This window comes from Bacillus sp. Brlt_9, from assembly GCF_051948935.1.
Lineage (GTDB): Bacteria > Bacillota > Bacilli > Bacillales > Bacillaceae_G > Bacillus_A.
Genome location: NZ_JAYJLO010000009.1, coordinates 161,668 through 175,554, shown reverse-complemented (window position 1 = coordinate 175,554; position 13,887 = coordinate 161,668). Strand labels below are relative to the sequence as shown.

The following is a 13,887-nucleotide window of genomic DNA, read 5'->3' as shown; positions in this document are numbered from 1 at the left end:
TAATATGATTACCGTGAAAAATATTGAGGGATCTGAAACTTACGTATTACGTCAAAAAATTTTACGCCCGAATCAAACATTAGCAGATTGTAAATACTCTTCCGATTATGAAACAGACACCTTTCACTTAGGCGCATTTATAAATGATGAACTGATTAGTATCGCTTCCTTCTCAAAAGAACTATACCCTGACTTACTAGCTGGTAGCCATTATCGTCTACGAGGAATGGCCACATTACCTGAATTTCGAAACAACCGTGCTGGAAGCTCCTTAATTCAGAAGGCGGAACAAATCTTGCAAGAACGCCAAGCAAATATATTATGGTGTAATGGCCGAATTACTGTAGCTGACTATTACAAGCACTTAGGCTTCCAGGAATATGGTGAAGTCTTTGAAATTGAACCGATTGGCCTTCATAAAGTACTATATAAAAAAATATAAGAAAAGCTTTCCGCAAATATCGGAAAGCTTTTCTTATACTTCAATCTTCACTTTTTATTCTTTTCATATATATGTATATAAACAAACTAGGAACTAAAAAACAAGCAAACATAATAAGTCCTGTTATACTAATTTCTTTTATCGAAATATCTGGTGTTACAACGATACAAATAGCTAAAATTCCAATAACAATACCCACAGGAATTAATAATAGTTTCATGAAATAACTGTGTGATACTCCCCCTGTATGCTCATACACTTCCACCGAATTTTTTAAGTTTAAAAAGTTAATAACTATTATCCCGCACATAAATACCATTAATAAATCTGAAACACTTTCATATCCTGCATCTTGCAAAACGTAGCGATAAAAAACAATACCTAGTATGACGATATTTTGTAAGATGAAAACAAGTCTAATATGTTTTAGCCCCTCAATCATTAAACGTTCATCTTTCACAATCCTCATCCCCTCACTCCTCTTCCTCCCAAAATAAATCATTCAATGTTTTATCTACCGCATAACAAATTTTTAAACATAAATCTAAAGACGGATTGTATTTCCCCTTCTCAATTAAACTAATCGTTTGCCTTGTAACGCCTACTTTTTCTGCTAATTGTTGCTGTGTTAAATCTAACTGAACACGCGCGACTTTTATTTTACTTACAGCCATTCATGTTCCTCCTCCACCCTTATTGTAACATATATATTCCATTAAGTAATTTATATTTTGCTTGATTGACTATAATTTCACTTTATCCCGCTATTTATAAGCAGGAACACCCCTACTTCAATATTCGGCTAGAGCAAAGTAGTTAGGCTGGAAATTAACTGCCCCACTGATTATAGTTTCACTTTATTATACACAAAAAAGGAGCCTCTCATAAGAAGCTCCCTCTCCTATATCTATATTATAAGAATAAATGACATCCAAATAAAATTGTAAATAAGTATAGTAACGGATGTACTTCCATCCCTTTTCCTTTCACAATTTTTAAGACTGGATACACTAAAAATCCAATTGCAATTCCATTCGCAATACTAGACGTTAACGGAATACCAACGAAGATTAAAAATGCTGGTAATGCATCATCAAATTCATTCCAATTAATATCACGAAGACTTTGCGCCATTAAACTACCTACAATAATTAATGAAGGAGCTGTAATAGCGGCTACACTTGATAAAGAAGCAATAACAGGGCTGAAGAATGCCGTTATAACCGTTAGGCCAACTACTATAATACCTGTTAATCCTGTTTTACCACCCGCAGCAATACCAGCTGATGATTCAATCGTCGCTGCTGTTGGGCTTGTCCCAAAGATAGAGCCTGTAGTCCCGCCAATTGCATCCGCAATAAACGCTTTACCAAAACGCTTCTCTGTATTATCTGTAATTAAACCTGCTTGTTTAATTAAACCGAGTAATGCGCCTGTTGTATCAAATAACAGTACAAGTAAAAATGAAAATACAACGCCATATAATCCATATTCAATGACATCTGAAAAGGCGTTGATTGGATTTGAAACGATAATCCCCTCTGGTAAATGAGGCATCGCAACAATTTTATCTGTAAACTTCAGTTGCCCTGTAAAGAAGGCGATAATTCCTGTCACAATCATACTAATAAATAATGCACCGCTCACACGCAATGCCATTAATACCGCCGCTAAAATCAAACCAATTAAAGTTAAAATAACGGCTGGAGAATGGAAGTCACCAATCGTAACTAAGTTAGATGGATGATCAACGATAATTCCAGATAGACGTAATCCGATAAAAGCAATAAATAAACCAATCCCACCTGCAATCGCATGTTTTAAACTGTCAGGAATTGCGACAATTAGCTTTTGCCTAAATGAAGTGAATGATAATAAAAGAAAAATGATACCTGTTACAAATACTGCTGAAAACGCAATGACATATGTAATCCCCTCTGTCTGTTGAACAACAGAATAAGCAAAATACGCATTCATTCCCATAGCTGGAGCAATAACAATTGGATAGTTAGCTAAAAACGACATACATAGCGTCCCTACAACCGTCGCAATAATAGTTGCTGTAAAAGCTTGATCAAATGGTACACCTGCATCAGATAATATTTTCGGATTGATGACAAGAATATACGCAAATGTAAAAAAAGTTGTGATGCCAGCTAAAAGCTCTTGCTTCACAGAAGTGTTATATTTTTGTAATTGAAACATGGTTATGTACCCTTCCTACATCTGAATTATTATCACACATTCTTTTCTTACTAGTATGTGAGAAAATATAATACTTAATCTTAACAATCAATAAAAAGAAGAGTCAATATATTCGCTAATAGTTCGAATTTTAAGTTTAAGTCTGACAAGTATAGATGTAGTACAGTTAACTATGTTTATTTTTGTAGCATAACAGATAGAAATGTTTTATAATTTGAAATAGTTAAATATTTAGTAAACGCATTCAAATATCGTTCACTCTACAAGGGGGATTCTTCTTATGCAGCACACAAACAAATCTGGAACTTTGAACCGCGGTTTAAAAGAACGACATATTACTTTAATGTCACTCGGTTCAGCTATTGGCGTTGGACTATTTCTAGGATCCGCTTCTGCTATTAAGCTAGCTGGCCCTTCTATTCTACTAGGCTATATGATTGCTGGACTCGTTATTTTTTTCATTATGCGAGCACTCGGAGAAATGGCAATTGAACAACCTGTTGCCGGTTCCTTTAGTAAATATGCTTATGATTACCTTGGACCACTAGCTGGCTATATTACCGGTTGGAACTACTGGTTCTTATGGGTTGTTACTTGTATGGCTGAAATTACAGCAGCTGGCATTTACATGCAATACTGGTTCCCAGATATCCCGCGCTGGACTTGGGCTTTACTCGCTCTATTATTAATGAGTGCTTTCAACTTTTTATCCGTAAAAGTATTTGGAGAACTTGAATTTTGGTTTGCTCTCATCAAAATTATCACAATTATTTGTATGATATTGGTTGGAGCTGGTATTATTCTATTCGGATTCGGAAACGGTGGTATCGCTACCGGCATTTCTAATCTTTGGTCACATGGCGGCTGGTTCCCAAATGGTTTTTCTGGGTTACTACTCTCCATGCAAATGGTGTTATTCGCTTATTTAGGCGTTGAATTAATTGGAGTTACAGCGGGTGAAGCGCAAAATCCGAAAAAAACACTCGCAAAAGCAATCGATAACGTATTTTGGAGAATATTACTGTTCTACGTTGGGGCTCTATTCGTTATGATGGCAATTTATCCATGGAACGAACTTGGTGAGAAAGGAAGTCCATTCGTATTAACATTTGAGCAAATCGGTATTGCAAAAGCAGCAGGGATTATTAACTTTGTCGTATTAACAGCAGCTCTTTCTTCTTGTAATGGTGGTTTATTTAGCACAGGCCGTATGCTGTATACATTGGCTCAGCAGAAAAAAGCTCCTGAAAGATTCGGCCGTTTAAATAAAAACGGTATTCCAAGTCAAGGAATTGTAGCAACAGCTACCGTCTTACTCGTTGGTGTTATATTAAACTATCTTGTGCCCGCAAAAGTATTTACATGGCTCACTAGTATTTCAACTTTCGGAGCAATTTGGACTTGGGGCATCATTTTAATAGCTCAAATTAAATTCCGTAAAGGATTGCAAACAGATAAAAAGGACAAGCTAACATATAAAATGCCTTTACATCCATTAAGTTCATATTTCTCACTCGCTTTCCTTGCACTCGTATTAGGTATAATGGCGTATTCAGAAGATACAAGAATTGCATTAATTGTTGGCCCACTTTGGCTTATTGGTTTAGCAATCGTGTATTATATGAAGGGGTTCCATAAAATTGATGAAACGCCTAATTCAAAAATTAGTTAAGCTCAAAATCTCTTCCTATTTACTAGGAAGAGATTTTTTCATTATTCTCACAAATATTTCTCAATTAAATTAACGCTATCTTTACACTATTTAATATTTTCTATCTTTCTTTCCTAAAAAAAATAGATTACATTATTAAAGCAAATATATTTATTAGGGGGATTCTTCTATGAAGAATAAAAAATGGATTACATTTTCTTTAGCAACAGCAATCACACTTAGTATAGGAGCTTCTTTCATTCCATCTACTTATGCGGAAAGCTCAGTAGACCCAGCTCCTGAAATTGCTGCAAAAGTTGTAAATCAAAACAATGGGAAGAAAGTATTATTTGATAATACACATGGTCAAACGGCCGGGACAGCTGACTGGGTTATTGATGGCGGATTTTCTGACTTCGGAAACGGCATTGCCCAAAACGGATATCATGTAAAGGAACTCCGTAAATCAACACCGATTACGTACGAAGATTTAAAAGACTACAGTGTATTTATCGTTCCAGAAGCTAATATTCCTTACAAAAAATCTGAACAAGATGCAATGTTACAATATGTGAAAAATGGCGGTAGTATCTTCTTTATTGCCGATCATTATAATGCAGATCGTAATAAAAATCGCTGGGATTCTTCTGAAGTATTTAATGGATATAGACGCGGCGCTTGGGATAATCCATCAAAAGGAATGTCCAGTGAGGAATTTAATTCACAAGCTATGCAAGGAGTAGAAAGCTCTGATTGGCTATCTGACAACTTCGGTATTCGCTTCCGCTACAACGCAATCGGTGATGTTTCCGCTAAAAATATTGTGTCACCTGAACAATCATTTGGAATTACAAAAGGTGTTTCATCTGTAGCAATGCATGCTGGTTCTACTCTAGCAATTACAAATCCAAAACTAGCAAAAGGACTTGTTTATCTTCCAGAAAACCCGTCAAAATGGAATAACGCTGTTGATAGCGGTGTTTATAACGGCGGTGGTGTTGCAGAGGGACCTTATGCTGCTATTGCTAAAGTAGGACTTGGAAAAGCTGCCTTTATCGGTGACTCTTCTCCTGTTGAAGATGCATCACCAAAATACGTTCGTGAAGATTCTGGCCAAACAAAGAAAACTTACGATGGATATAAAGAAGAAAACGATGCTATCTTACTAGAAAACATCGTAAATTGGTTATCGAATAAAGAAACATTTACAAGTTTAGATCAAGTAAATGGTTTACAACTTGATTTACCTACTACTTTACAATCATTTGAGCAACCAAGCTTATCAACTGAGCCACAACCTGAACCTTGGAGTGCGCCAAATGCAGGTTATCAATGGTTTAATACAAATACCTTTAAACCAGGTTCATATGGCTATAACGGTGCCGTAACAGCAAATGACTATGTAGTTACACACCCTAGCACTCTACCAAACAATGAAGTGTTCCAAATGAAAATTCAAGTAAATAACTTATTACCAAACACGACATACAATAATTATTCTTTAGGTATATTTACTACTGGCGGTACACAAGTAGCAAAAGTTCAAAATACAAACGGCACTTGGCCATCTACTTTCGGATATAGTAGTGTATTCTCTTTCACAACAAACAGCTTAGGTTCTGCTGAGAAGATTGTAAATGTACAAATCAATCCAAATACGACTGGACAAGCAACACTTCGTCTACGCCAAAATACAACAGCGAAATATAGTGAGAATGTAACAATTGATAAGAAATAATGAAAAAGGCAATCCGCATCCGGATTGCCTTCTTTTTACTTCTCTTCTTTTGAGAAAAACATTCTTGAAATAACGATACCTATACTACCTACTATTAAGAATAAAACTGCCCTAATCATCATCGATACTTCTGGTAAGTCCAGAAGGAATAGCTTCCCTATCGTTACAACTAACACAACTAAGCCGGCATACAATATTTCATTCATATTTTTATTCCGGCCAAGCCAAACTGCAAATAATGCATATACCATCCATAATAAGGATACAGATACGCTTATTATACTTCCATCTGTAGAAAGCACTTCACCGACTCTAGTAATTGCAATAAATATGATAACCATAAACCAATAGAGCGCTATAGAATATACATATTTTCCAAAGCTCATTAACACATCTTTCGCTTGTTTCATGCAGTAATAAAATGTACCTATTAAAATAATATGAGCAACGAACCCAGCTGAAAGAAAATGATCAAACGGGCTAAAAATAGTCTGTATCATTCCAATCGCATAAACCGTCGCACTAACATACAATTTTATTTGTTGTTTTACTTTAATAGCAGTCACCATACCGAGGAAACCTTGTAATAATAATACAATCGCTGCATTCACTAAACTATACTCATATAAAATTGCTAAACTAAATGCACCCATTGCGAAACCAAATAAAAGATTTGTAAATGTAGAATGTCGATTCTTCCTATATTCAAACACGAACATAACAGCATGCACAAGCGCACTAATCATTAATCCCCATGTTGTAAATTCGGGTATTTTTGAAATGGCTAATATAAAGAAAACTGCATTCGCACTAAATATCGCCAAGCGTGGCTCTAATATAAAACTTCTCTCCGTAAACATATGCCAAAATAATAGTAAGTGAATCAAACCATAAACAACTGTTAGCTGTACTTGTAAATCCTCTACTAACATTGACATAACAGCAAAGAAGACGAAAAGGACAATAGCAGCAACAGCATAAGAAATCATATATAAATACTGATAACGATTTTTCAGCGCATACCATAATAAGCTAATTGTTAGTATCGTCTCATATCCAAAGAAAATATACAGATTAGGAGTCGTACTATTTAATAAGAATGGCACGAAGAAAGCTCCTACCGCTACGAAAATAGTAAGATATTCCGATTGATACCTCTTCGCTACATAAATACCTAAAATGACCCATGCAATATTACACACAAATGCAACACTTGCTGGAATAAATCCATATAAATAATGTGCCGCAAATGTCGTTAAAACTATACCCGTAATACTTCCTCCTGCTAATACTAACCCTAACGCTTGTCGCTCTCGTTTAATTTGAATATCCCCTATATAATAAAAACCGATTGATAAGACAATACCAAACACAATTCGTATTGCTGGCGTTAATAATCCAGCATCTACCCCTGCTTTAAATAACCAGATTACTCCAAGTAACATAATACCGACAAATATGCGTGGTAACCACGTTTGGCAAAACTGAATAATATTAAATGGTTCTGGTTTAAAAGCAGATATATCTACTTGTTTTACCTCCCGTTCTTGCACGGGCTCTTTTATTGTAACTACTTCTTCTTTTGGTTTTTCTTCCGTTACCGTTTCAATATATTCTTTCTTTTCCTTACTAACATGTTGCTGAGCGTTTTCTACTTCTATTTCTCTTTGTTTTGCTTTCAATTCAAAAAGTGCTTCTTGAATTGTTTCAATTGCCGTTTCGAGCGCTTCTATTTTCTTATTTAAATCTTCCTTCATACGCTCCCCCCCTCACCCTTCATTCAAAACCTATATATTACCAATTAACTTTATCATACTATTAGTCTATTCATTTTCAATACCATTTTTCCCAAAAAAGAAAGGTGTTTCCCGAAATAGGAAAACACCTCTTACTTATTTCTTCTTATTGAAAACACTACTCACGATAACGCCAATGCAAGCACCTATAATAGCTGGAACAATCCATCCTACACCTTCTATATAAAACGGAATGTATTTCAATACCGATGTCCACTGATTCATCATCACATTTTTATTGAAAATATCGATTGCACTAAATACGGCTACAATCCCAACAGTTACTGCATATACGTATGCGTACTTTCCAATATACTTATGGAATAAACCTAAAATAATAAGCGTTAATGCAACTGGATAAATAAATCCAAGAATCGGTACTGATACTTTTAAAATTTGTGTTAATCCTAAATTAGCTAAAATCATACTAACAAAACTTAATATAAATGCCCAAACTTTATACGCTACTTTCGGAAATGCACTCACGAAAAATTGACTACACGATGTAACAAGTCCAATTGAAACACATAAGCACGCGATCGTAAAAATAAGACCTAATAAAACGACTCCACCTTGTCCAAATAACGTCGTCATCACTCGTGCTAATACGTTCGCCCCATTATCAAATGGACCTAACGAACCACTAATTGAACCAACATATCCAAGTATGACATAAATAATAGATAATAATAGTCCTGCCCCAATTCCAGCAATACTCATATATTTCGCTAACCCTTTATCATCTTCAATACCTTTTGTACGAAGAGCATTTGCAATAACAATCCCAAAAATTAAAGCTGCTAATGCATCCATCGTTAAATACCCATCTAAAAACCCTTGGAACATAGGAGCTTGTCCATAGTTTCCAGCAGCCTCTTTCACACTACCTACTGATGTAAACATGCTCTTTATAAAGATTAGGGCAATCATACCTAATAATAACGGTGTTAAAACCTTTCCGAACAACCCCATTAATTTAGATGGTGATAAACTTAACCAGTACACGATACTAAAGAAAATAACCGTGTAACATAATAAAGCTATGCTTCCTGCTTCTGGCAAGAACTGACCTGGCCCCATTTCAAAAGCTAAACTTCCTGCACGTGGTATACCAAGTCCTGGTCCAATAAATAAATACACGATACACGGAAAAATAATGGCAAATGAAGAATGAACCCTACCCGCTAGCGCTTGAAAACTTCCTGCTTTCGCAATCGCAATAACTCCCAATATAGGAAGACCTGTTGCTGATATAATAAACCCTACTAATGAAATCCATACATATTCTCCTGTTTCATACCCAAGGAAAGGTGGGAATATAAGATTCCCAGCGCCAAAGAACATCGAGAATAACATAAGACTAATAAGTAAAATTTCTTTTTTCTGTAACAATTTCATTTCTTTCTCCTTCTTTAATTTCATCTTTTATGAAATCAATTTCACATATAAAAAAAGTGCAATAAACCGCTTCCCTACAAAGAAAACATAGTCCATAGTCTAACATAAAAGAAACACCCATTCTATAGCTATCTCTCTTTTCCAATTTCTTCTGAAAAATCAACCTTTATTGACTTATAATAGTTAATAAGGTAAAATATTAAATGTACAAAATTATTAACTTTGTTTTTGTTTGTGTCAGGAGGAAAATAACATGGAATCAGCGATACAACTAGAAAAAGAACAACAAAGAAAAAAGAAACATCCTCCAGGTTTATACTTACTCTTCTTTACAGAAATGTGGGAAAGATTTAGTTACTATGGATTACGAGGATTATTAACATTATATTTAACGACAGCTTTAGTAAGCGGTGGTCTTGGGTTTAGTCCCGCATGGGCACTCTCCATTTACGGATTTTATACTGGAGCCTGTTATTTCACACCAATGATTGGTGGATACTTAACAGACCGGTTCCTAGGTAGACGAAAAGCCATCACAATTGGTGGTATAACAATGGCAATCGGTAACCTTACACTATTCGCCATGCAAAACCAAGTCGGTCTATACCTCGGATTAGCGCTTATTATTATCGGTAATGGATTCTTCAAACCGAATATCTCTACACTTGTTGGAGAATTATACGAAGAGAATGATCCAAAACGTGATAGTGCATTTACTATTTTCTATATGGGTATTAACGTCGGGTCATTTTTAGCTCCACTCGTTTGCGGGTTTTTATCAGAAAATTTATTCAAAACAACAGTTGATGGCGTTGTACATTACGGATTCCGTTACGGTTTCTTAGCCGCTTCAATCGGAATGATTATTGGACAAATTTTATTTACAACACTATCAAATCGCTTCCTTGGTGATATCGGTAAAAAACCAACTCGCGATTTGCAAGCTGCTGCTGGGCAACCATCAGTAGGAGATACACCGTTAACAAAAAAAGAAAAACAACGCACCGCAGTTATCGTCATTTTAACATGCTTCGTTGTCTTCTTCTGGGCTGGCTTTGAACAAGCTGGTAGCTCATTAACATTATATACAAACAAATTTGTAGACCGATCTGTGTTCGGATGGGAAGTTCCAACATCTTGGTTCCAATCGGTCAATCCATTATTTATTATTTTACTTGCTCCAGTCATTTCAGCATTATGGGCAAAACTTGCAACTCGTAAGCGCGGGGATTTAAAAATCCCAACTAAAATGGGACTAGGTATGATCTTGCTTGGTATCGGTTATATCATTCTCGTTATCGCCACATTAAAAACAGGTAGTGATGAACATAACATTACAGAAAAAGCAAACTTACTATTTATCGTCTTTACGTATCTTTTCCATACGTTAGGTGAGCTATTCTTATCACCTGTTGGACTATCAATGGTTAGTGCACTTGCCCCAGTAAAACTTGCTTCTTTATTAATGGGAGTATGGTTAGCAAGCTCAGGTATCGCTAACATTTTAGGCGGACAACTTGCAAGCTTCACAACTTCACTTGGATATGCTGAAGTATTTACCGTAATCGGAGCTGTAGCAATTGTATTAGGTTGTGTTTTATTACTAATTTCTAAGAAATTAGTGAAATGGATGGATTAAAAAAAGATGAGGGAAATCCCTCATCTTTTTTACTTCTTCGCCTTCGTTCCTACTAAATCACCAGCAACAACGTAACGCTTAGAATTATCCTTAACAGATACACATGTAATAAGCGTTATTTCATCTTTCCCATGATCCTCAACAACTTCCCACTTATCAGGCGTTACTTCAGATACACCAGTAACCGCATATTCATATTCGTTTTCATTATCATACAAATAAATTTTGTCGCCTTTTTTTAAAGAGGCTACATCACTAAATAAAACACCTTTTTTAGACATGTTATGTCCTGCTAATGCATAATTCCCTTTTCCCATTACTTGATTTTCTTTTACTGTTGCTGCACCTGATAATAAGTTTTTCTCAGTGGAAGATTTTAAAACAGGAAGTTCTAATGAAACACTCGGGATCGAAATACGACCAATTACTTGTTTCTTATCTAATGATGCATTCGCTACTTCTGCCAAGTCTGGCTGATTAATTTTCGAAGCATCTACAAATTCCGTCTCATGTTTTTCATAATCCATCTTTTGAACAGCCTGCACATTTTCAGTCTGTTTCTTTTCAGCCTGATATCCATCATAGAATGGTTTTCCAATTAACACACCACCTACAACAAATAGAAGGATTGCTACTATACTATAAATTCTTTGTTTATTCATATACAATTCCTTTCCCTTACAAAATCTTACTCTATATAAAATGATAAGATAATATTGCTATATGTACAAGTGTAAGCTGAAAAGAAAACCTTCTTGCATCGGCAAGAAGGTTTCTTTTTAAGCGATTTTATTTCGATATAAGGATACGTGAAAAATCGTCATTTGAATAAAGAAAATACTAAATGCAATATATACCGGATATGCAGGAACATATAGATTAGCAATTGGAGAAAGAGTTAAAAAACCAACCGCACAAGGCAACACGTACCATAAGGACATAAATGTGGTACGACAAGCTTTTTCTGTAATTGCCTTTTCTCGTTCATCTTCTTGAGGAAATAATAGTGGAAACATCCAATACGAGAGCTTTTTATATTTTTTCTTTTGAATTTTATAAAGAATAGCCGATACAATACTAAATATTAAAAGTAATGTTAGCGGCATTAAACTCAATGAAACTTCAAATGGTACTCTCTCCGTTTGAATAAAGTTAGCGACTTCGATAGTAAAATAATACAACTCAACAAACGCCCAACCTGCTAATACCATTAAAAGTACATTTAACATATAAGAAAATACAAGTCTATTCATCCTCTTCCCCCTCCTTATTCAAAACAAACACATCTTCCATCTTTAACTGAAATACATCGCAAATTGTAAGTGCTAATAACAAAGAAGGAACATAATCCCCTTTTTCAATTGCAGCAATTGTTTGTCTCGTCACTCCAACCTTTTCTGCTAATACACTTTGCGAAAAATTAAAGCGAGCTCTTAATTCCTTCACTCTATTTAAAATGGTCAATTTTACCACCTCTCACCTTCATTGTATGCTTTCCTTAACAAAATGTAAACTCAACTTAACATTATTTTCACAAAAAAATCCAACTTTACGTATTGCAAAGTTGGATTTCATTTTAACCTAAGATTGTAACTTTAACAGTTCTTCTACCCCAATTGCTAGATGTACCTTTATCTGGCATTAATACATCAATTCTATGGCCCTTAATCGCACCACCAGTATCTCCCGCAATTGCTTCTCCGTACCCTTCAACATATACGCGAGAACCTAATGGAATAACAGCTGGATCCACCGCAATTAATTTCATTCCTGGGTTTGCTGTTAAATTATGCCCCATTTTAGATTTTACAATTTGTCCTGGTCCATAACCATTTTCAGCTGGATCCGCTGTATAAGCTGTAGCTTCTACATATATCTCTTTTCCACCAGCAGCTGGCTTAGGTGCAGGTTCTACATTTGAATTATTATTTTTAGATTGAGCTGGCTTACTAGCTTGTTCTTGCTTTTGTTTTTCAGCAACTTCTGCCTGTGCTTTAACTAAAGCTTCTTGCTCAGCCTTTGCAGCTGCTTCTGCTTTTGCACGCTCTTCTGCTGCAATTCTCGCTGCTTCTTGTTCACGAGCAATTGTTTCTTGTACTGCCTTCATATTTGACTCAATTTTAGCTTTCTCTTCTGCTGCTAAATTAAGTTGGCTTGCAACCTGATTATATTTAGCTTGAACTGTTTGCAAGTTAGCTTGACGTTTCTTCAAGTTATCTTGCAACTCAGCTTGCGCTTTTGCTAATTTTTGTTTGTCTACTACTAAAGATGCTTCTTTTTCATCAATTGTTTTCTTATCCTCTTCAATTTGACGAAGATCTTGTTCTTGTAGACGTAAAATTTCTTTATCAGCTTCTAGAATAGTAGAAACTGCGTTCATACGTTGTAAGAAATCTGCAAAGTTTTTTGACTCTACTACAACTTCTACTACTAAACTTGTATTTGAACTGTTTTGAACAGAAACCATACGTTTTCTCATAATATCTTTACGAGCAAGGACTTTATCCTCTAAAACGACAATTTCGTTCTTTTTTTGCTCAATCTGCTTATGTGTTTCATCGATTTTACGTTGAATAGCAGCTTGATCCTCTTTATTTTTTGCAATTGTATTATTTAAATTATGTAGTTCGTTTTCGATACCTTGAATTTCTTTACTAACAGCTTGCTTCTCTTGCTCTTTCTTTTGCATTTCTGCATCGTTTTGCTGCAATTGCTGTTGCATGTTGTTAAGTTTCTCGTCGTTTGACTCTGCTTTTACAGCGACTGTACTAGAAAGACCTATAATTCCTGCTAATACTAGACTACTGATTCGCTTAAAATAGTTCATAATCCGACTCCCTTCTTATACAGTTATACATGATTTATTTTACAGTTTGTTTACAATACCATTAAATACAGTTTATTTTTCATGACGAAAAAAAGGGAATTATGCATAAAATGTAATAGATTCTTAAATATTTAACAATTCCTATATTTAAAAATTATAAAAGATGCTAAAATCCAAATATAGAGAAAATA

13 protein-coding genes are annotated in these 13,887 nt (G+C 35.1%); 4 read left to right on the top strand and 9 right to left on the bottom strand.

The window, feature by feature from the left end; all coding sequences use genetic code 11:
- Positions 1 to 4: 4 nt before the first annotated feature.
- Positions 5 to 442 (top strand): GNAT family N-acetyltransferase, encoded by a 438-nt coding sequence (locus VF726_RS26130; RefSeq protein ID WP_440173059.1) that lies wholly within the window; start codon positions 5 to 7, stop codon positions 440 to 442.
- Positions 443 to 482: 40 nt separating this feature from the next.
- On the opposite strand, the gene VF726_RS26125 is transcribed toward VF726_RS26130, so the two are convergent.
- The 3 genes from VF726_RS26125 to VF726_RS26115 form a co-directional block, all read right to left on the bottom strand.
- Positions 483 to 911: a hypothetical protein gene (locus tag VF726_RS26125; protein ID WP_166705245.1), complete on the bottom strand. Its 429-nt coding sequence runs from the start codon at positions 909 to 911 to the stop codon at positions 483 to 485.
- Positions 912 to 915: 4 nt separating this feature from the next.
- Positions 916 to 1,116 (bottom strand): helix-turn-helix transcriptional regulator, encoded by a 201-nt coding sequence (locus VF726_RS26120; RefSeq protein ID WP_000301181.1) that lies wholly within the window; start codon positions 1,114 to 1,116, stop codon positions 916 to 918.
- 238 nt (positions 1,117 to 1,354) lie between these two features.
- A complete protein-coding gene (locus VF726_RS26115; protein WP_440173056.1) occupies positions 1,355 to 2,647 on the bottom strand; it encodes an NCS2 family permease in 1,293 nt (430 codons plus the stop codon).
- A 280-nt stretch (positions 2,648 to 2,927) separates the two neighbouring features.
- Here VF726_RS26115 and VF726_RS26110 point away from each other — a divergent pair, with 280 nt between their 5' ends.
- Positions 2,928 to 4,319: an amino acid permease gene (locus tag VF726_RS26110; RefSeq protein ID WP_440173055.1), complete on the top strand. Its 1,392-nt coding sequence runs from the start codon at positions 2,928 to 2,930 to the stop codon at positions 4,317 to 4,319.
- Positions 4,320 to 4,488: 169 nt separating this feature from the next.
- Complete coding sequence (locus VF726_RS26105; RefSeq protein WP_440173053.1) at positions 4,489 to 6,036, top strand: DNA-binding protein; 1,548 nt, start codon at positions 4,489 to 4,491, stop codon at positions 6,034 to 6,036.
- A 35-nt stretch (positions 6,037 to 6,071) separates the two neighbouring features.
- Here VF726_RS26105 and VF726_RS26100 read toward each other — a convergent pair whose 3' ends face one another.
- Together VF726_RS26100 and brnQ1 are read right to left on the bottom strand one after the other, a co-directional pair.
- The gene (locus VF726_RS26100) at positions 6,072 to 7,793 is read right to left on the bottom strand and encodes a DUF2339 domain-containing protein (RefSeq protein WP_440173051.1); all 1,722 of its coding nucleotides are present in this window, start codon (positions 7,791 to 7,793) and stop codon (positions 6,072 to 6,074) included.
- A gap of 135 nt (positions 7,794 to 7,928) precedes the next feature.
- Positions 7,929 to 9,230: a branched-chain amino acid transport system II carrier protein BrnQ1 gene (gene brnQ1 / locus VF726_RS26095; RefSeq protein ID WP_440173049.1), complete on the bottom strand. Its 1,302-nt coding sequence runs from the start codon at positions 9,228 to 9,230 to the stop codon at positions 7,929 to 7,931.
- 253 nt (positions 9,231 to 9,483) lie between these two features.
- Between brnQ1 and VF726_RS26090 the strand changes: the two genes are divergently transcribed.
- Positions 9,484 to 10,869, top strand: a complete 1,386-nt coding sequence (locus tag VF726_RS26090; protein WP_429601968.1) for a peptide MFS transporter — start codon at positions 9,484 to 9,486, stop codon at positions 10,867 to 10,869.
- 29 nt (positions 10,870 to 10,898) lie between these two features.
- Here the strand turns inward: VF726_RS26090 and VF726_RS26085 are convergent, their stop codons facing one another.
- The 4 genes from VF726_RS26085 to VF726_RS26070 form a co-directional block, all read right to left on the bottom strand.
- Entirely contained in the window at positions 10,899 to 11,531 is a 633-nt protein-coding gene (locus VF726_RS26085) for a class A sortase (RefSeq protein WP_048527835.1), read from the bottom strand.
- A 117-nt stretch (positions 11,532 to 11,648) separates the two neighbouring features.
- A complete protein-coding gene (locus VF726_RS26080) occupies positions 11,649 to 12,122 on the bottom strand; it encodes a DUF2178 domain-containing protein (RefSeq protein WP_440173046.1) in 474 nt (157 codons plus the stop codon).
- Positions 12,115 to 12,333 (bottom strand): helix-turn-helix transcriptional regulator, encoded by a 219-nt coding sequence (locus VF726_RS26075; protein ID WP_000154011.1) that lies wholly within the window; start codon positions 12,331 to 12,333, stop codon positions 12,115 to 12,117. Before VF726_RS26075 ends, VF726_RS26080 begins: the two co-directional genes overlap by 8 nt.
- 112 nt (positions 12,334 to 12,445) lie before the next feature.
- Positions 12,446 to 13,696: a 3D domain-containing protein gene (locus VF726_RS26070; RefSeq protein ID WP_440173044.1), complete on the bottom strand. Its 1,251-nt coding sequence runs from the start codon at positions 13,694 to 13,696 to the stop codon at positions 12,446 to 12,448.
- Between the last annotated feature and the right edge of the window lie 191 nt (positions 13,697 to 13,887).

Coding starts and splice junctions, on each gene's coding strand:
- VF726_RS26100 (WP_440173051.1), bottom strand. CDS start 7,793: ATGAAGGAAGATTTAAATAAGAAAATAGAAGCGCTCGAAACGGCAATT.
- VF726_RS26120 (WP_000301181.1), bottom strand. CDS start 1,116: ATGGCTGTAAGTAAAATAAAAGTCGCGCGTGTTCAGTTAGATTTAACA.
- VF726_RS26080 (WP_440173046.1), bottom strand. CDS start 12,122: ATGAATAGACTTGTATTTTCTTATATGTTAAATGTACTTTTAATGGTA.
- VF726_RS26105 (WP_440173053.1), top strand. CDS start 4,489: ATGAAGAATAAAAAATGGATTACATTTTCTTTAGCAACAGCAATCACA.
- VF726_RS26070 (WP_440173044.1), bottom strand. CDS start 13,696: ATGAACTATTTTAAGCGAATCAGTAGTCTAGTATTAGCAGGAATTATA.
- VF726_RS26090 (WP_429601968.1), top strand. CDS start 9,484: ATGGAATCAGCGATACAACTAGAAAAAGAACAACAAAGAAAAAAGAAA.
- VF726_RS26125 (WP_166705245.1), bottom strand. CDS start 911: ATGAGGATTGTGAAAGATGAACGTTTAATGATTGAGGGGCTAAAACAT.
- VF726_RS26115 (WP_440173056.1), bottom strand. CDS start 2,647: ATGTTTCAATTACAAAAATATAACACTTCTGTGAAGCAAGAGCTTTTA.
- brnQ1 (WP_440173049.1), bottom strand. CDS start 9,230: ATGAAATTGTTACAGAAAAAAGAAATTTTACTTATTAGTCTTATGTTA.
- VF726_RS26130 (WP_440173059.1), top strand. CDS start 5: ATGATTACCGTGAAAAATATTGAGGGATCTGAAACTTACGTATTACGT.
- VF726_RS26085 (WP_048527835.1), bottom strand. CDS start 11,531: ATGAATAAACAAAGAATTTATAGTATAGTAGCAATCCTTCTATTTGTT.
- VF726_RS26110 (WP_440173055.1), top strand. CDS start 2,928: ATGCAGCACACAAACAAATCTGGAACTTTGAACCGCGGTTTAAAAGAA.